Annotated in this window: 13 protein-coding genes; 8 read left to right on the top strand and 5 right to left on the bottom strand. The window is 29.7% G+C overall.

The window, feature by feature from the left end; all coding sequences use genetic code 11:
- Positions 1-50 precede the first annotated feature (50 nt).
- The 6 genes from murC (at position 51) to lpxC (ending at position 6,868) form a co-directional block, all read left to right on the top strand.
- Entirely contained in the window at positions 51-1,493 is a 1,443-nt protein-coding gene (gene murC / locus AB4W73_RS02225; RefSeq protein WP_367680227.1) for a UDP-N-acetylmuramate--L-alanine ligase, read from the top strand.
- Positions 1,494-1,601: 108 nt separating this feature from the next.
- A complete protein-coding gene (locus AB4W73_RS02220) occupies positions 1,602-2,522 on the top strand; it encodes a D-alanine--D-alanine ligase (RefSeq protein WP_367680226.1) in 921 nt (306 codons plus the stop codon).
- A 34-nt stretch (positions 2,523-2,556) separates the two neighbouring features.
- Positions 2,557-3,297 (top strand): cell division protein FtsQ/DivIB, encoded by a 741-nt coding sequence (locus AB4W73_RS02215; protein WP_367680759.1) that lies wholly within the window; start codon positions 2,557-2,559, stop codon positions 3,295-3,297.
- Between the two features lie 77 nt (positions 3,298-3,374).
- The gene (gene ftsA / locus AB4W73_RS02210) at positions 3,375-4,631 is read left to right on the top strand and encodes a cell division protein FtsA (RefSeq protein ID WP_367680225.1); all 1,257 of its coding nucleotides are present in this window, start codon (positions 3,375-3,377) and stop codon (positions 4,629-4,631) included.
- Between the two features lie 79 nt (positions 4,632-4,710).
- Positions 4,711-5,865, top strand: coding sequence for a cell division protein FtsZ (ftsZ, locus tag AB4W73_RS02205; RefSeq protein ID WP_367680224.1), 1,155 nt, complete (start codon positions 4,711-4,713; stop codon positions 5,863-5,865).
- Between the two features lie 82 nt (positions 5,866-5,947).
- Positions 5,948-6,868, top strand: coding sequence for a UDP-3-O-acyl-N-acetylglucosamine deacetylase (lpxC, locus tag AB4W73_RS02200; RefSeq protein WP_367680223.1), 921 nt, complete (start codon positions 5,948-5,950; stop codon positions 6,866-6,868).
- On the opposite strand, the gene AB4W73_RS02195 is transcribed toward lpxC, so the two are convergent.
- Positions 6,869-7,399, bottom strand: a complete 531-nt coding sequence (locus tag AB4W73_RS02195; protein WP_367680222.1) for a DUF721 domain-containing protein — start codon at positions 7,397-7,399, stop codon at positions 6,869-6,871.
- 196 nt (positions 7,400-7,595) lie between these two features.
- Between AB4W73_RS02195 and secA the strand changes: the two genes are divergently transcribed.
- Positions 7,596-10,325, top strand: a complete 2,730-nt coding sequence (secA, locus tag AB4W73_RS02190; RefSeq protein ID WP_367680221.1) for a preprotein translocase subunit SecA — start codon at positions 7,596-7,598, stop codon at positions 10,323-10,325.
- Between the two features lie 897 nt (positions 10,326-11,222).
- Positions 11,223-12,791 (top strand): TerC family protein, encoded by a 1,569-nt coding sequence (locus AB4W73_RS02185; protein WP_367680758.1) that lies wholly within the window; start codon positions 11,223-11,225, stop codon positions 12,789-12,791.
- Between the two features lie 1,145 nt (positions 12,792-13,936).
- On the opposite strand, the gene dcd is transcribed toward AB4W73_RS02185, so the two are convergent.
- The 4 genes from dcd to potG all read right to left on the bottom strand — a co-directional run bounded on the left by dcd (position 13,937) and on the right by potG (position 20,238).
- Entirely contained in the window at positions 13,937-14,518 is a 582-nt protein-coding gene (gene dcd / locus AB4W73_RS02180) for a dCTP deaminase (RefSeq protein WP_367680220.1), read from the bottom strand.
- A 2,639-nt stretch (positions 14,519-17,157) separates the two neighbouring features.
- Complete coding sequence (potI, locus tag AB4W73_RS02175; protein ID WP_367680219.1) at positions 17,158-17,997, bottom strand: putrescine ABC transporter permease PotI; 840 nt, start codon at positions 17,995-17,997, stop codon at positions 17,158-17,160.
- 137 nt (positions 17,998-18,134) lie between these two features.
- Positions 18,135-19,103: a putrescine ABC transporter permease PotH gene (gene potH, locus AB4W73_RS02170; RefSeq protein WP_367680218.1), complete on the bottom strand. Its 969-nt coding sequence runs from the start codon at positions 19,101-19,103 to the stop codon at positions 18,135-18,137.
- 1 nt (position 19,104) lies between these two features.
- Positions 19,105-20,238, bottom strand: a complete 1,134-nt coding sequence (gene potG / locus AB4W73_RS02165) for a putrescine ABC transporter ATP-binding subunit PotG (protein ID WP_367680217.1) — start codon at positions 20,236-20,238, stop codon at positions 19,105-19,107.

The following is a 20,238-nucleotide window of genomic DNA, read 5'->3' as shown; positions in this document are numbered from 1 at the left end:
ATAAATAATATTTTTAATCCTATAATAAGTAATGGGATAAAGTAAAATACGTGAATATACAAAAACTAGCGAAATTACGTACTATTGTGCCTGAAATGCGACGCATTCGATGCATTCACTTTGTTGGTATTGGTGGTGCAGGCATGGGAGGTATAGCTGAAGTGCTAGTAAATGAAGGTTATCAAATTAGTGGGTCTGATCTAATATCTAATTCAGTAACTCAAATATTAAGTAAATTAGGTGTACAGATTAATTATTATCATCATGCAAAAAATATACTTGGTGCTAATGTAGTAGTTACTTCTAGTGCGATCCTTAATGATAATCCAGAGGTTATTGCAGCGATAAAAGCTCGTATTCCGGTGATTCGTCGTGCAGAAATGCTAGCTGAACTAATGCGTTATCGTTATGGTATTGCTATTGCTGGCACTCATGGCAAGACTACTACTACTGCAATGGTTGCTTGTATTTATGCTGAAGCAGGTTTAGATCCAACTTTTATTAATGGTGGATTAGTAAAAGCTGCAGGTGTTCGTGCACGTTTGGGTGTTAGTCGTTATCTAATTGTCGAAGCAGATGAAAGTGATGCATCTTTTCTCTATCTGCAACCTATGATGGCAATAGTAACTAATATTGAAGCCGATCATATGGAAGCCTATCAAGGTAATTTTGAGAATTTAAAACAGACTTTTATTAATTTTTTGCATAATTTACCATTTTATGGTCAATCTATAATGTGTATTGATGATCCCGTAGTATTAGAAATATTACCGCGTATAGGGCGTCATGTTATAACTTATGGTTTTACAAAAAATGCTGACATACAAATTGTTAACTATCAGCAGAAAAAGGCACAAAGTTATTTTATTTTAGAACGACGAGATAAAGCAGCAATGAAAGTAATGTTGAATGCACCAGGTCGTTATAACGCACTTAATGCAGCAGCTGCAGTAACGGTAGCAATGGAAGAAGGAATTACAGATGATTGTATTTTAAGAGCGTTAAAAAATTTTCAAGGAACTAGTCGTCGTTTTGATATTCTTGGTAGCTTTTCATTAAAAAAGATAAATGGCAAAGAAGGTAACGTTATGGTAGTTGATGATTATGGACATCATCCTACTGAAGTTAATGTTACAATCAAAGCTGCACGTGTTGGTTGGCCAGATAAACGTATTGTAATGATTTTTCAACCACATCGCTATTCACGTACACATGATCTATATGACGATTTTGTTAGTGTACTATCTCAAGTAGATCTCTTACTAATGCTTGATGTTTATTCTGCAGGCGAATCAGTTATCCCGGGTGCTGACAGTCGTTCTTTATGTCGTGCTATTCGTAACCGTGGTTATATCGATCCAATCTTAATTGAAAAAAATGAAGATATACTAAAGATTTTAACCTCTATGCTCAATGGAAATGATCTACTATTAGTTCAAGGTGCAGGCACAGTTAGTAAAATTGCGCTACGCCTAACAGAATTAGAATTCTAGTCATGGTAATAACTGTTATTAAATTACTATTTAAATAGCTAATAAAATAATAACAATTAAAATAATAGTCACTTAAATAATATCTATTAGATAAGAATGAGGCAAGTCATGACTGAAAAGGTTGCGGTATTGCTGGGCGGAGTTTCCTCTGAACGTGAAATTTCAGTGTTATCAGGTAAAGCTATATTAGCAAGTTTACGTCAAGGGGGCATTAATGCGCATGCAGTAGATAGTAAAGAAGTTACAGTCATGAAATTAAAACAACTAGAATTTGATAAAGTTTTTATTGCACTTCATGGACGTGCCGGCGAAGATGGCAGCTTACAAGGAGTATTAGAATTCTTAGGGTTGCCTTATACTGGTAGTGGTGTATTAGCTTGTGCTCTAGCAATAGATAAATTACGCAGTAAATTAATATGGCAAGCATTAGGTTTACCTATAGCACCTTATATTTCATTAAATCGTCAACAATTTACAACTATTTTACTTAATGATATAAAACTACTTACTAAACATCTTGATTTTCCATTAATTATTAAGCCAAATCGCGAAGGTTCTAGTATAGGAATAAGTAAAGTTACGCAGGATAATGAATTACTACCTGCGTTAAAAGAAGCTTTCTACTATGATGATGAAATCTTAATTGAAAAATGGCTTAGTGGATCAGAATTTACTATTGCAATACTAGGTAACGAAATTTTACCATCAATTCGTATTCAGACATCTGCTATGTTTTATGATTATAATGCTAAATATATCTCAAATAATACAGAATATTTTTGCCCAAGTGGTTTAGACCAAGATGAAGAGCAACAATTAGCACGATTAGCAAAACAAGCTTATCAGGCGCTAGGTTGTAGTGGTTGGGGTAGAATTGATATAATGCGGGATAGCGATGGTACTTTCTATTTATTAGAAGTAAATACTTCGCCAGGAATGACTAATCATAGTTTAGTACCAATAGCAGCACGCCAGTATGGACTTAATTTTACTCAGCTTGTAATGCGTATTCTAATGTTGGCTAATTAATATGTTACAAGCTACTAGAAAAATACAGGAACAGATGGTGATAAATAATATTACTAAGCAAGCTACACAACAAAATTATAAAAAAGATCAATTAGCTGGATTAATTTTTCTTCTAATAATTTTAGTAACACTGCTATGGATGATTTGGATAATTATTAGTTGTATAAAAGATAAGCGCCATTTACCATCATCAAAATTAGTAGTGACAGGAGAACGTTACTTCACTACTAATGATGATATCCGCCAAGTATTTCTATCATTAGGAGCGTCTACTTCCTTTATAAAACAAGATATAAATATTTTTCAACAGCATATTGAATATTTTCCTTGGATAAAGCAAGGTAGCGTGCGTAAGCAATGGCCAAATAAATTAAGAATTCACTTAGTAGAATATGTACCGGTAGCACGTTGGAACGATTTATATTTACTTAGCAGCGAAGGAAAGCCATTTATTGTGCCATTAGAACGTATTCGTAATCAGAAACTAGTATTACTTTACGGCTCTGAAGGTAGTGAGTATGATGTATTGAATGGTTATCAAACAATTAATAAAATATTAGCTGCTAATAAATTTAAAATAAAAAAGGTTACAATGAGCGCACGTCATTCTTGGCAGTTAACTTTAGATAATGATGTACGACTTGAATTAGGGCGAGATGACCTTATTGGACGCTTAAAACGTTTTATTGAATTATATCAATTACTGAAAAAAGAACCTGACAAACAATTTAATTACATTGATTTACGTTATGATAGCGGGGCTGCAGTAGGTTAGTTATCTATTTTTTAAGTGATTAATTAATTATTAAAATAATAGTAGTAGCAATAACATTAGAAGACAGGCAAATAACGATGATCAAGTCAACGGACAGAAAGTTAGTAGTAGGTCTTGAGATCGGCGCTACAAAAGTATCGACATTAGTTGGCGAAATTCTGCCCGATGGCATGGTTAATATTATTGGCGTAGGTAGCTGTCCTTCACGTGGCATGAATAAAGGTGGAGTTAATAATCTTGAATCAGTAATAAAATGCGTACATCATGCCATTAATCAGGCTGAGTTAATGGCAGATTGTCAAATCTCTTCCGTTTATTTAGCTCTATCAGGAAAGCATATTAGTTGTCAAAATGAAATAGGGATGGTACCTATACTTGAAGAGGAAGTCACTCAAGAAGATGTTGAAAATGTAGTTCATACCGCAAAGTCAGTACGTGTACGTGATGAACATCGTATATTACATATTATTCCTCAAGAATATGCTATTGATTACCAAGAAGGTATTAAGAATCCAGTTGGACTTTGTGGCGTACGAATGCATGCTAAAGTACATTTAATTACATGTCATAATGATATAGCAAAAAATATTATTAAAGCAGTTGAGCATTGTAGTCTAAAAGTTGATCAATTAATTTTTTCTGGATTAGCTGCTAGTTATGCAGTATTAACTGAAGATGAGCGTGAGTTAGGTGTTTGTATGATAGATATTGGTGGTAGCACAATGGATATTGTTATTTATACTAGTGGAGCTTTGCGCCATAGTAAAGTTATTCCTTATGCTGGCAATGTAGTTACTAACGATATTGCTTATGCTTTTGGCATGTTACCAGGTAATGCAGAAAAAATTAAAGTTCAATATGGATGTGCACTTAGTTTAATTGTTAATAAGAATGAGACTATAGAAGTACCTAGTGTAGGTAGGTATCCTTCTCGTAGCTTGCAAAGACAGGCTCTAGCCGAAGTAATTGAACCGCGTTATACCGAGTTACTTAACTTAGTTAATAAGGAGATATTACAGTTACAAGAGCGATTACGTCAGCAGAAGATAAACCATTACTTGGCAGCAGGAATTGTGCTAACAGGAGGAGCGTCTCAAATTGAGGGGCTAGTAGCCTGCGCGCAACAAGTGTTTCATACTCAAGTTCGTATTGGTCAATCTCTTAATATTACTGGGCTTACAGACTGTGCTCAGGCACCTTATTATTCTACTGCTATTGGATTATTGCAGTATGGTAAAGAGAATTATCTTAATAGTGAATTAGATAAAAGAAAACATGCTTCAGTCTATGGTTGGTTTAAACGTATTAATAACTGGTTAAGAAAAGAGTTTTAACCTGATATTATAACAAAAAAATCATCATAAAAAACAGGGGTATGATCTCAAAGTTATAAGCATAAAGCGGAGAGAAGCTATGTTTGAACCAACGGAATTAACTAATGACGCGGTAATTAAAGTTATCGGAGTTGGTGGTGGTGGTAGTAATGCTGTTGAATATATGGTACGTGAAAATATAGAAGGTGTTGAATTTTTTGCTATAAATACAGATGCTCAGGCATTAAGTAAAACAATAGTGGAGCAGACGATACAGATTGGTAATACTATTACTAAAGGTTTAGGTGCCGGTGCTAACCCTGATGTAGGGCATCATTCTGCAGAGGAGGATCGTGAAGTACTATGTACTGCGCTTAATGGTGCTGATATGGTTTTTATAGCCGCAGGTATGGGTGGAGGAACTGGAACAGGAGCTGCTCCTGTAGTAGCCAAGATAGCAAAAGAATTAAATATTCTAACCGTTGCTGTAGTAACTAAACCTTTTCAGTTTGAAGGCAAGAAACGTATGGCATTTGCTGAACAAGGTATTACTGAGTTATCTAAATATGTTGATTCTTTAATTACTATTCCTAATGATAAATTACTTAAAGTACTTGGTCGAGGTATTTCATTACTCGATGCATTCAGTGCAGCTAACAATGTTTTAAAAGGTGCAGTACAAGGGATTGCAGAGCTAATTACTCGTCCTGGTTTAATGAACGTTGATTTTGCAGATGTACGTACTGTAATGTCAGAAATGGGTTATGCAATGATGGGATCTGGCGTTTCACAAGGAGAGGATCGTGCAGAAGAAGCAGCAGAAATGGCTATTTCTAGCCCATTACTAGAAGATATTGATTTATCTGGTGCACGAGGAGTATTAGTTAACATTACTGCTGGCTTAGATCTGCGATTAGATGAATTTGAAACTGTTGGCAACACGATCCGCGCTTTTGCTTCTGATAATGCTACTGTTGTTATTGGTACTTCGCTAGATCCAGAAATGAATGATACATTACGCGTTACTGTAGTAGCAACAGGCATTGGCATAGATAAACAAAAAGAAATTAAGTTATTTGCTAATAAACAAGCTCAATTGCTCGAACGTTGTTATCAACAACCTAAGGTATCCTGTATGCCACAGGAGGGTAAATTTAACGCTAATATAACTAATAATCAGACCACAAATAATAATAAAGAACCAGATTATTTAGATATTCCAGCTTTTTTACGTAAACAGTCAACTAATAGTTAGAATCTTATTCTTTATGTTAAAATATATGGTAAATTTTGCACTAGCTTAAATTAGCTAGATATATTTGTTGTGAGATAACACAATGATAAAGCAAAGAACACTAAAGAGTGTTGTTCAAACAACAGGTGTTGGTCTACATACTGGAAAAAAAGTTAAACTAACAATGCGACCAGCAGCAGCTAATACTGGCATAATTTATCGTCGTATTGATTTAACACCTATAGTTGATTTTCCAGTAGACGCAAAATCAGTGCAAGATACTTTATTTTGTACTTGTCTAGTTAATGAATATAATGTACGCATTTCTACAGTTGAGCATCTCAATGCTGCTCTAGCAGGTTTAGGGGTTGATAATATCATTATTGAAGTTGATGCCCCTGAGATACCAATTATGGATGGTAGTTCTAATCCTTTTATATTTCTGTTATTAAACGCAGGTATTAAAGAATTAAATAGAGCAAAAAGATTTTTACGTTTAAAAGAAGCGGTACGTGTTGAGGATGGTAATAAATGGGCAGAATTATTACCATTTAATGGCTTCTATCTAGATTTTACTATTGATTTTAATCATCCAGCAATCGACGTTAACACGCAGCATTATCGTTTAGATTTTTCGGTTAACTCTTTTATACAGCAGATTAGTCGAGCACGTACTTTTGGTTTTACGCGTGATATTAAATATCTTCAATCTTGTGGGTTATGTCTTGGTGGTAGTTTTGATTGTGCTATAGTCATGGATGATTATCGTGTACTTAATGAAGATGGCCTACGTTTTAACGATGAATTTGTAAGACATAAAATACTTGATGCTATTGGTGATCTATTTATGTGTGGTCATAATATTATTGGCGCTTTTGTTGCTTTTAAATCCGGTCACGCATTAAATAATAACTTATTACAGGCTGTTCTAAAAAAACAACAAGCTTGGGAATATGTTATTTTTCAAGATGAAACAGAATTACCAACAGCATTTAAAACACCATTAACATTGTCGGCCTGTTAATTAAATTCTTGCTAACGAAGCTAAACGTTCTAGTATAATACGTAATTTTTCTGGGCTACGACTTGCTAGTTTTCTAAGCTCTGTCGCGCTTTTCATGCTTAAATGACGATTTAATAGTACCGGTTTTTTTGTATTTTCTGCTGGTTTTGTAATATCTTTCATAACTTTATAATCAAAGACCATTAGCTTAGGATTAATCTTAATATCAATTGATGATAACGAGGATAAATTTTTTTTTCTTAGTGTAGAAAGTAAATATAGTTGTTGATAACGCAATGCCATCATCCAGCTTGCATTTGCTACTTCTAGTACTAAAATATTTTGTCGGTAATTTGCAACACGACACCATGGTTGTAATTTTAGTGGGAGTAATTCTTGCACCGCTTTATTAAGCTTTAATAGCATAACTGCATGTTGTTGCATACTATAGAGTTGAGAATTATCTTTTTGTAAATAAGATAATAAACTATATTTTTCTGTTATCGTATTATTAAATAAAATGTTCAATAATTGTGGATGGCTTTGTCGCATGAATATAGTCTCTCAGATATTAAACTAATAATTAGTATTCTAAAACCTTGATAATAGTTACACAGCTATTATTTTGGTTACTAGATAATAGACTTCTTGCAAAATTGTTGTTCTATACTACGCTATAGGTTAAGTGAGGGGCCTAATATAACTTTTATTTACCCATATAGCAGTATTGTAAGAGATATTAATAATTATGCTAATTAAATTATTCACTAAAATGTTTGGTAGTCATAATGATCGTATTTTACGTCATATGTATAAAATGGTTGATGTTATTAATTATATGGAGTCAAAAATTGTAAAATTATCCGATCAGCAACTACGTGCTAAAACTGATGAGTTTCGAGTACGTTTATCTAAAAATGAAACATTAGAAAATTTAATGCCAGAAGCTTTTGCGGTTGTTCGTGAGGCAAGTAAGCGGATATTTGGTATGCGTCATTTTGACGTACAATTAATCGGTGGTATGGTACTTAATAAGCGTTGTATTGCAGAAATGCGTACTGGTGAAGGTAAAACATTAACAGCAACGCTACCTGCTTATCTTAATGCTTTAAGTGGTCGTGGTGTTCATGTTGTTACAGTTAATGATTACTTAGCACAACGTGATGCTAAAAATAATTATCCATTGTTTGATTTTCTTGGTTTAAGTATCGGAATTAATATATCAGGTATGCTAGCATCTGATAAACGTAAAGCTTATGCTGCAGATATTACGTATGGCACTAATAATGAGTATGGTTTTGATTATTTGCGTGATAATATGGTTTTTAGTCCGCAAGAACGTGTGCAGCGTGAATTATATTATGTGCTTATCGATGAAGTTGATTCAATTCTAATTGACGAAGCTCGTACTCCGCTTATTATTTCTGGTCCAGTAGAAAATAACTCGGATATGTATCTTAGAATTAATAAGCTAATCCCAAAACTTATTCGCCAAGATAAAGAAGATTCTGAAATCTTTCAAGGCGAAGGACATTTTTTTGTTGATGAAAAAGCACGCCAAGTACATTTAACTGAACGTGGTTTAGTTCTAATTGAACATATGTTAATTGACGCTAATATCATACAAGAAGGTAAATCTCTTTATTCTACAACTAATATTATACTAATGCATCATGTTATTGCTGCACTACGTGCACATGTTTTATTTACGCGTGATGTTGATTATATAGTTAAAGATGGTGCAGTAATTATTGTTGACGAACATACTGGGCGCACTATGCAAGGGCGTCGCTGGTCAGATGGTTTGCATCAGGCGATTGAATCAAAAGAAGGTGTTAACATTCAGAATGAAAACCAAACATTAGCTTCTATTACTTTCCAAAATTATTTCCGTCTATATGAAAAATTAGCAGGAATGACGGGTACTGCAGATACTGAAGCATTTGAATTTAGTTCAATTTATAAACTAGATACTATAGTAGTTCCTACTAATCGTCCGATGATCCGTAAAGATTTAGCTGACTTAGTTTATATGTCAGAGAAGGAAAAAATAGAGGCAATTATTAATAATATTCGCGAATGTACTGTTAGGGGGCAACCAGTACTAGTAGGTACCATTTCAATTGAAAAGTCTGAAATGATTTCTGCTAAATTAAATAAGGCTGGTATTATACATAAAGTACTAAATGCTAAATTTCATGCAATGGAAGCTGAAATTATTGCACAAGCTGGGCGACCTAGAGCAGTTACTATTGCTACTAACATGGCTGGACGAGGGACTGATATCGTATTAGGTGGTAGTTGGCAAAGTGAAATTGATTTATTGGATAATCCATCACAAGAGCAAATTGCTACTATTAAAACTGCTTGGAAAATTCGTCATAATACTGTACTAGCATCTGGTGGTTTACATATTATTGGTACTGAGCGTCACGAATCACGTCGCATTGATAATCAACTTCGTGGTCGTGCAGGTCGTCAAGGTGATGCTGGTTCTTCACGTTTTTATCTATCAATGGAAGATACTTTAATGCGTATTTTCGCTTCTGATCGTGTGTCTAATATAATGCGTAAGCTAGGAATAAAATCTGGTGAGGCTATTGAGCATCCATGGGTCACAAGAGCAATCGAGAGTGCACAACGTAAAGTAGAAGGCCGTAACTTTGATATACGTAAACAATTATTAGAATATGATGATGTTGCTAATGATCAACGACGTGCTATTTATAGTCAACGTAACGAGTTATTAAATACTTTGGATATAAGTAAAACTATAAATAGCATTCGTAAGGATGTATTTACTCTTATTATCAATCGTTTTATTCCACCTCAATCAGTAGAGGAAATGTGGGATATTTATGGGTTAGTTCAATGTTTAAAAAATGATTTTGACCTTAATGTACCTATTAATTCTTGGTTAGTAAATAAAAAACTACTAAGTGAGCAATCATCAGACGAAAAAATATTGCTTAAACGCATTCTTCAGTATTCTATTAATCAATATCAACAAAAAGAAGAAGTTATTGGCAGAGAAACAATGCTTAATATTACAAAAGGAGTTATGCTGCAAACATTAGACTCTCTATGGAAAGAGCATCTAGCCGCAATGGATTATCTACGTCAGGGTATTCATTTACGTGGCTATGCGCAAAAAGATCCAAAACAGGAATATAAACGTGAATCTTTTGCAATGTTTTCTACTATGCTAGAATTACTAAAATATGAAGTTATTAGTATCTTAAGCAAATTGCAGGTACATACTCCAGAAGAGATTGCTTTACTAAAGTTACAATATCATGAAATTATAAATCATATAGCAAACCAGCAACAATTAAGTTATTTAAATAATAATAGCACATTTATTTTATCTAAAAAAAAAATGCAAATAGAGATTAAAGGTAAAATAGGTCGTAATGACCCTTGTCCTTGTGGTTTTAAAAAAAAATACAAACAATGTCATGGTCGTTTAAAAAAATAATTTTTTAAGATTTTAAAAATAAAAGTCTAATATTATAAGATATCAATGAAATTTTTATAAAACTAACTATATATTATAAATTTTACGTTATGTTATATTTACTATTTTATGTATTTATATTTACTACTAAGATTCTTACACGTTAGATATTTTAGTTTTATATAATAAATTTTATTCTATAAACAGTCTAATATAACTTTTGAATTTAGTAGCAGTTAACTTGCTAAATAGAATTATTCATAATATATCTAAAAATAATTATATCTTTTATATACTATTAATAATATAAGTAGTAAATTATTCTTTATATTATTAATAGTATATAAAAGATATGTAAGATACATATAGAAATTTAAAGCTATATTTTTATTTTATTTATTTAAATTAGTAGATTAAAAGTACTTATTTATTACTTGTATGGTACGTGTAATATATTGATTTAATAATTATTTAAGTAACTAATTTAGGGGTATTATTACCTAATTTTTTTCTTTTTTCTTTCTTACTAAATATTTTAGGTTACTTATTTAAAAAGTTGCAACATAATATCTAGCTTTAATAGAAAAGATAATTATCTTATAGTATATTTTGCAGATTTAAAATAATTTATATTTTCGTAGTTTAATCATATTACTATTTAAATATAGGAGAATAGTTTAGATTTATATTTAATCTAATTATAGTAATTTATAACATGAAAATTAGATAAATAAAAGTTTCTAAATAGGTCTATAAAATAAAAAATTTTTTTATTACTACTTATAATGATTATAGAGTGACAAACTATTTAGTTTTATAAATAAACTAATATCTTTAGTTGCTAGTTGAATTTTATCTCATCAGTACCTATTATTCTAGTTACGGTATTATCCGTGATAAAAAGGTATAATGAGACCTATGGAATGGATCCTAGATCCAACTATTTGGGTAGGCTTAGCAACTCTTATAGTGCTTGAAATTGTATTAGGTATTGATAACATAATATTTATTGCTATTTTAGTAGAAAAATTACCATTTCAGCTGCGGGATAAAGCGCGTGTTAGCGGGTTAGTTTGTGCACTTTTAATGCGATTATTATTGTTATCTGGTGTTTCATGGATGGCTAGCCTAACAACACCATTAATGACACTTTATACTTACCAGTTTAGTGCTCGTGATCTTATTATGTTAATTGGTGGGATATTTTTGCTTTTTAAGGCTACTATTGAATTAAATATTCGTTTAGAAGGAAAGGAACAGCACCAATCTGATCAAAATAAAAGTGCACGTTTTTGGCCTGTTATTGTACAAATTGTAGTGCTTGATACTGTTTTTTCATTAGATTCTGTAATTACAGCTATTGGTATGGTTAATCACCTTGCTATTATGATGGCAGCAGTAGTTATTTCTGTTGGTGTAATGCTGCTAGCTAGTAAGTCATTAACTAATTTTATTAATGCGCATCCTACTATTGTTATTCTTTGTCTAAGTTTTTTGTTAACTATTGGTTTTACCCTACTTGCCGAAGGCTTTGGTTATTTTATTCCAAAAGGCTATCTATACGCTGCAATAGGTTTTTCTGTTATAATTGAATCCCTTAATCAATTTGCTCAATTTAATCGCCGTCGTTTTCTTTCTACTGTACGACCTTTACGAGAACGTACTGCAGCAGCAGTATTACGTATGTTAAGTGGTAAACATGAAGAAGCAGAATTAGATAATCATGCAGCTAATTTAATTGCTGATAATACCCATGAAGGGCAAGAAGTATTTAATCAACAGGAAAGACGAATGATTGAGGGAGTTTTAGGATTAGCGCAACGTACTGTTAGTAGTGTTATGACCTCTCGTCATGATGTAGAGTACCTAGATCTTAATGATTCATCTAAAAAAATAGTTCAATTATTAACAAAAAATCTACATACTCGTTTAGTAGTTACTAAAGATGGTGTAACAGACGAACCATTAGGTGTAATCCATATCATTGATTTGTTAAAACAGCAATTAGAAAAAAAAATCCTAGATCTACGAACATTAATTTATCAACCTTTGATTTTTCCTAAACAAGTTTCATTGTTAATGGCTTTAGAACAGTTTCGTCAAGCACAAACACATTTTGCTTTTGTTGTCAATGAATTTGGCACTATTGAAGGGGTAGTAACATTAACTGATCTGATAGAAACTATCACTGGTAATTTACCTATTGCGAGAGAAGTAACAGATACACATCATGATATACAACAAATAGGAGATAATAGCTGGATTGCTAATGGTTATATGCCACTCGAAGATTTAGTATTACATTTATCACTTCCTATTGACGGAAAACGTGAATACTATACTTTAGCAGGTTTGCTAATGGAATATAGCCAACGTATTCCTCAAACCGGAGAACGATTACAAATCGGTAATTATCTATTTGAATCACTAGAGGTTAGTAGCCACCGTATTAATAAAGTAAAAATCACTTCGCTTAATATTAACTAATATATCATATTATAATTAAGTAAACTCATATAAAATGTTTATAAAATTATTATATTATTAATTATTAATTTCATAATAGTTTGTTACTTTAAATACATTATATTTAGCTAAATTGTAAAAAATTCTTTATCTTTTTATCTAATCCTATTAGAATATAATGCTTACATTTAATTTGTATTTTAATTTTTATTAGAAATATTAATATAAAGAAGTGCCTTAATGCTTTATTATATTTAGATTAAATTTAAACTCTTTTCTAATTTATTGATAAATTAATTATAATTTTTTCTATAAGAGTAAATATAGTGAATTACTAGTAAGAGTACTTACTTTAACTAATATTACTTAATATAATATAAGATTAGTTTATAATCTCTAAGTTAAAATAACAGTACATACTCGTATTTCATTTTCTTTACTAATAGTATTAACTATTACTTATTTAAACCATTATCTGATAATTATTTTTATGTAAATAATATTGCTTAATAATAGTAATAACTTAAATATATTTAATTCAGCTAGTGATTGTTGTATCAATAAGTTATTTAGTTTATTTTTTACTACTAATTTTAGTTTATTTATTTTAATTACATAATAAAATAAAATACTAGAGTAGTTAGAATAATTAAAATAGTTTTAGATATGATATTTACTATAACTCTAATATTATTAATAAATAGACTATTATTAATTTATATTTGTAACTAGTTTTATACTAAATACCTAGAGTTAGCATGATATAGTAACTAGTTTATATATTTACTTGCCTACTTATCCTTATTATTAAAATATTAGTAATTTCTAAAAAATTTACTATAGATAATATTATAAACTAAGATCAGTTTCTAGAAAGAAAGTTGAATATTGTTAATTAGCTAAGTTTATTCTATACTAAGTTAAAATTAAGACTATATTAGTTTAATTATTGCTAACTTTTTGTTAAACAAATAAGTTATTAATCAATTTTCTATATTAGTATATAATACTAAGCACTACTACTATTAATAAATATATAAATATTAATAGTAGTTGCTAGAATATTAATATTTATATATTTATTAATTAGTTAAGATCTGTTAATAGCGATAATATAACTATACTTATTAGTATATCCACTTTAATAAGTTTTAATAATTTTTAAATTAATCTTTATAAATACGACTAGCAACAGCTCCTTGTTGATTGCAGTATTTAGCATTTTTTCGGTTATTATATGGACGAATAGCAGAGCTAGAAAGAGGCTCAAAGCTTACTGCACCAATTAACATCCCTGGACGTAGAGCTAGTGGCAACTTACCTGAATTATAGAACTCCAAAACGATATTACCTTGCCAACCAGGATCAATGCGATGCGCAGTAACATGAACCATTAATCCTAAACGCGCTAAGGATGAGCGACCATCAAGCCAACCAACCAAATTATTTGGTAATATTATTGACTCCAAAGTTACCGCTAATACTAGCTCGCCAGGATGTAAAAAAAAAGCCTTTCCTTCCGCTAAAATAATTTCGTCACTCATTACTAGTTCTAATGCAGCGCTAATTTTTTCTTTAGGGCCACTTAAATCAATAAAAGGAGCAGTATAATCACAAAAAACACGAAATTGGTTACCTAAACTAACATCAACAGTAACACCATTAATACGCTCAACTGGCGGGCGTGGAGTAATAGTTAATCTACCACTATCTAGATAGGCTTCTATATCATGATCACAGAGTCTCATTATAAATTCTTATTTAATTTAATTATAGTAATAAAGAGATAATTATAAAGCCATAAAAGTAATATGTTTTAGTATTGCATCATTATAATACTAATAGTTTTTACTACCATTCAAAAAGTAATTAATAATAAATATAACTATATTACTACTTAGATAGTCAATTACTGTCAGTTTACTAAAATTTAAATTTTTACATAAAGCAATACATAGAGATATTTAATTTAGTAATTTACAGTTATATTGTTTCATTAATTTTATCCTACCACTACTAAAATTACTTCTGAACAATTGTGGTACTATAAATATACACGCTTATATTCTGAATAAACCCAATATAGATATATTAGTTTTAAGTTATTTTTAATATCTACATTAATGCTTACTTGCTATTAAACTACGCTAAAATATAATATTTTTATTATCTACTAAGTAACTAATAAAATTAGTTATTAACTTATATGTTATAACTAGTTACATATATTTATTATTAGATGAGGTTAATTATTTGTCTATAACTTGATATATTATGTTAATAAACCATAAATATTTACATCTAAAATATTACTTTAGCATCTATTTTACTAATGCTAATACTAAATTAATTCAATACCAAATTTACTAATGCTATTTTTGCCCCGAGGAGCTAATCACTAAAATATTAAGCACTTCTCGTATGTTTGTCTACTTATTAAGTAGATATAAGTTCTTAATATTATATAAAAGATTTTAATTAATAACTTAAGAATTAAATATCTTAAATAGTCTTTATTAGTTTTTTATAATACTATAAAAACGAAAACCTAGACAAAAGATATTATTAATTTAATATATAACATATTATTAAATAAAGTCTAATAATGTAGATTATATAGTTTACTAAGATTTTTTTAATGTTAGATGAATAAAACGAGTAAGTATCTCATTAAGTTATAATTTTAATAGATTAGAAAAAATTCTGCTCATAAAATTCTTTTGCTTATCTTAATTTTTTAAATTAACCTAAAAATGATGATTAGTAGTATACTAAAATTCTATTAGATAATAGTTAATATTTATGGATATTTTAAATATATAAATTATTAATATCACTTTGTAACCTAGCAATATAGATTATTACTATAACTATTATGCTTTTATGATTAATATAATTTTTAGTATTGGTTAACTCTTTAATATATTTTATCTGTAATAATTGTAGTTTCTTATAACTTTTTAAGTTTTATAATATTTTTTTATTAATAGTAAGCTCTCTATTTGAATATCTCTCTATTCAAAGTAGTAATAGTTATGTTTTTTGCTATTATTTTTTAATAGTATTTCTTACTAAAAATACCTATAGCAATAAAAGAGTAATATAATTAATATAGTAATAAATAAAATTATCAAGAGACTACATATAATTTTCTCTTATTAATGACATATAATATATCCATAAAACTATTTAATTAAATATTAAAATCTCTAACAATATAGAATATCTAGCATTTTATTTTAGTATAAATATTTTAATGATTAGCATTATTTAATTTATAAAAAATGGACTAATAATAACAACGAATTCTAGTGTTATAGGTATAAAAATCTACGTTATTTTGTAACTCAGCTAATAAAACTTAAAAATATTACTTAATAGTATTAATACTACTTATATAACAAATAATCTAAATACTTAAGCTATCTATGATAAATATAAAATTTATCATTTTTATTTTTAATTAAAAGACATTGTTAGTAGTAATATACTAACTTTAGTAACAATTATTTTTTAATCTTTTTATTAATTAAACCTCTTTAAAAATTCTTGTATCTAATTTTCATGCTATAAATGATTGTAGTTATTGGATTATATCTTAATTTAAACCATTATTACCTATTTTAGTAATGATCTAACATAACTTGTAATTAAGTTATCTTTTAATACTAAAAAATTTTCTTTATTTTTTAAGTAGTATTAAATTTAAATGAATTTTACTAGTCTTAAGTAATCTATATCTGTTATTATTTTAATTATAAGATTTATTTATACATAAAACCTTTAAGTAATTTAAAATTAGATTGTGTTTTATTAATAAAAAATTATATAGATAATTGCTTTACTTTTTTATTAATGACTACTTAGTTCTTAAAGTATGTCTTTTTCTAAATAAAACTCTTTATGTTTTATCAGTTTAAACAGTATTTAGTAGTGTTAATAAGTATACGCTGATACTGTATATTACTTTTTAATATGTAATTATTACTTATCCTATATTTTTAATTAACAAAAAAATAACTATGATACTATCGTAAGTATTTGAGTATTATTAATAAATAACTATTTAAACATAATCTTAATTTTAATTATTATTGTTTATTTATACTTATCTAGTGTTAAATATATTTATTATTTTTAATATAAACTATATCTAATACTAATTAAATAATAAATTTTTTTTCTTTTAGCATTTTTATTTATTTCTTCATATTATACAAAGATCCCCTTGTTAGAAGATTATTAGCAATACTTATGTAGGACTAAGGGTATTAGTCTTAAAAGAATTTTTAGTAATTTTAATGTTATATATATTTTTACTAAGTATTAGAATTAATATTATTAAATATAAGACATTAAGATATTAGCAAGCAAAATAGGTATAATATTACACCTGTATAACTCTACGTAGGTTGCGTAATCGTTGTTTTTCTGCTCGTGACATAAACCACCATATAATTAAACTAATAATACCCACTACTAATAGAATCAATGTTGCTAATGCATTAATTTCTGGATTAATACCCATCCGTACATTAGAAAATACCAACATAGGCAAAGTAGTTGAACCAGGACCAGCAACAAAACTAGAGATTACTAAATCATCTAGAGAAAGTGTAAATGCAAGTAATAAGCTAGATACTAATGCTGGGATAATCATGGGTACAGTAATCACAAAAAATACTTTTAGCGGTGTTGCACCAAGATCCATTGCTGCTTCTTCAATTGAACGGTCTAATTCACGTAATCTTGAGCTAATAACCACAGTAACATAGGCGCTACAGAAAGTAACATGTGCTAACCATATAGTAACTATACCACGCTCTAATGGCCAACCAATAGCGTATCCCATAGCAACAAATAGTAATAGTAATGATAGACCAGTAATTATATCTGGCATAACTAAAGGCGCCGTTAACATAAAAGCAAAACTAGTTGAGCCGCAAAAATATTTAAACCTAATCATTACAACAGCAGCTAAAGTACCAAGTACTACCGCCATCATTGCTGATGCTGCAGCTATTATTAAGCTAAGTCCTATAGCTGAAATCATCATGGAGTCATTAAATAGTATACTATACCAATGAACCGACCAGCCCGCCCAAACTGTTACTAATTTAGAGCTATTAAATGAATAAATAACTAGTATTAATATCGGAGCATAAAGGAAAGTATAGCCTATTAATAATATCAGGAAACGCCATATTGAATATATTAGATTTTTCACATCCTTGCTCCTATTATTTTAGATTTTTTAGATCTACTGTTAGGCATATTTAATATTACGTATTACGCATAATCTTTATGTACGTATGCATCCATCAATTTATTATGTTTTAGAGGTATCTTAACTTAATATTGATGTTATAGTTTTGCAAGAAGTTTCTTATTTTGATACTTATGAAACCAGAGTATTGGTATAATCAGCACAGCTAACATAACTATTGCTATTGCTGAGGCAACTGGCCAGTCATGATTATTAAAAAATTCTTGCCACAGAATTCTACCAATCATAATACTATCTGATCCTCCAAGTAATTCAGGAATAATAAATTCTCCTACTGTTGGGATAAAGACTAGCATTGAACCAGCAATAATGCCGCTTTTAGTTAGTGGGATAATAATATTAATGAACGTTTTAAGTGGTTTAGCACCAAGATCTAATGCTGCTTCTACTAATGAATAATCTAACTGTATTAATGCAGTATAAATAGGTAGTACCATAAAAGGTAAGTAGGAATAAACAATTCCAATATATACCGCGATATTAGTATGTAGAATTACTAAGGGCTGATCAATAATACCTAACCATATCAATAAATTATTTAGGATGCCATTATTTTTTAATAACCCCATCCAAGCATAAACTCGAATTAAAAATGACGTCCAAGATGGTAATATAATAAGTAAAAGAAAAATATTACGTGTAGAAGATTTACTTTGAACAATCGCCCACGCTAATGGATAACAAATAAACAAACAACATAGCGTAGAGATAAATGCAACTTGTAATGATTGTAGATAAGCATCTATGTAAAGTCGATCATTAAATAACTGTAAGTAATTACCTAGATTTAGCGTAATACTTAATTTATTATCTAACCAAGTGATAAGATTTGAGTATGGTGGAATAGTACGCATTACTTCAGATAAACTTATTTTAAATACGATTAAAAATGGTAGCATGAACAATAAAAATAGCCAGAGATATGGTAATGCTATTATTAATTTACGACCATGAATTAGCTGAATATGTTGCAATAATGTTTTGACTAATAGGTTAATGGGGGCTATAAATTTTATTAAGGTACGTATAAAATCTAATATTATCATATCAACTCCCTAAAACTACACAACTATCAGCATCCCAACATAAATGTACTATGTCACCCCAAGTTGGCATACCTTTATGGTAACGATGACTATTTTGTAATTGAGCACTAATCATCTGATTACTATATAGTTTTACATGATATATAGATAAATCCCCTAGATAGGCAATATCTACTACTTCTCCTATTGCAAAATTACATGCATCTTGTGGTTTATTTTTACAAAGCATAATTTTTTCTGGTCGTAGTGCAATTAATACCGGAACACCATCAATTACTGAAGCATTAGAGGGAACTTTTAGCAAATAACGTAAACTAGGACTATGTATCCGTAATGCATCATCTTTTCTATCAATTAATAAACCTTCAAAAACATTTATTGAGCCAATAAATTCAGCACTAAATCTACTGTTTGGATGCTCATAGATTTCTTCCGGTTCACCAATTTGTACAAATTTTCCGCGGTTCATAATAGCTATACGTCCAGCCATTGTCATTGCTTCTTCCTGATCATGTGTTACCATAACACAAGTAACACCAATACCTTCTAAAATATTAACTACTTCTAATTGCATGCGATCACGTAGTTTTTTATCCAATGCACCCATAGGTTCATCTAGTAGAAGCAATTTAGGCCGCTTAGCTAAACTACGTGCCAAAGCTACACGTTGTTGTTGGCCACCAGAGAGTTGATATGGTTTACGTTTAGCAAATTCTTTCATATGTACTAGTGTTAGCATTTCAGCAACACGATTTTTGATTTCTTGTGTTGTAAATTTATCTTGCTTTAATCCAAAAGCAATATTTTGCTCTACTGTCATATGAGGAAATAATGCGTAAGATTGAAACATCATATTTATGGGACGCTGATAAGGTGGCATACAGGATAAATCTTGCCCATCAAGTACTACTTGTCCTTGAGTTGGTTGTTCAAAGCCAGCTAATATACGTAATAAAGTTGATTTTCCGCAACCAGATGCGCCTAGTAACGCAAAAATTTCACCTTTGTAGATAGTTAAATTAATATCATCAACTACGACGTTACCATCAAAAAATTTAGTTAAATTGTGTATCTCCAATAAAGGAGTGAAAATTTTTTGGGATTTTAGTGATAGGTGGCTAGTAATTTCGTTCAC

The sequence above is a fragment of the Candidatus Fukatsuia anoeciicola genome (assembly GCF_964059965.1).
In the GTDB taxonomy this organism is placed as follows: Bacteria; Pseudomonadota; Gammaproteobacteria; order Enterobacterales; family Enterobacteriaceae; genus Fukatsuia; species Fukatsuia anoeciicola.
The sequence above is the reverse complement of the archived record's forward strand: the minus strand, read 5'-3'. Positions and strand labels throughout refer to the sequence as shown.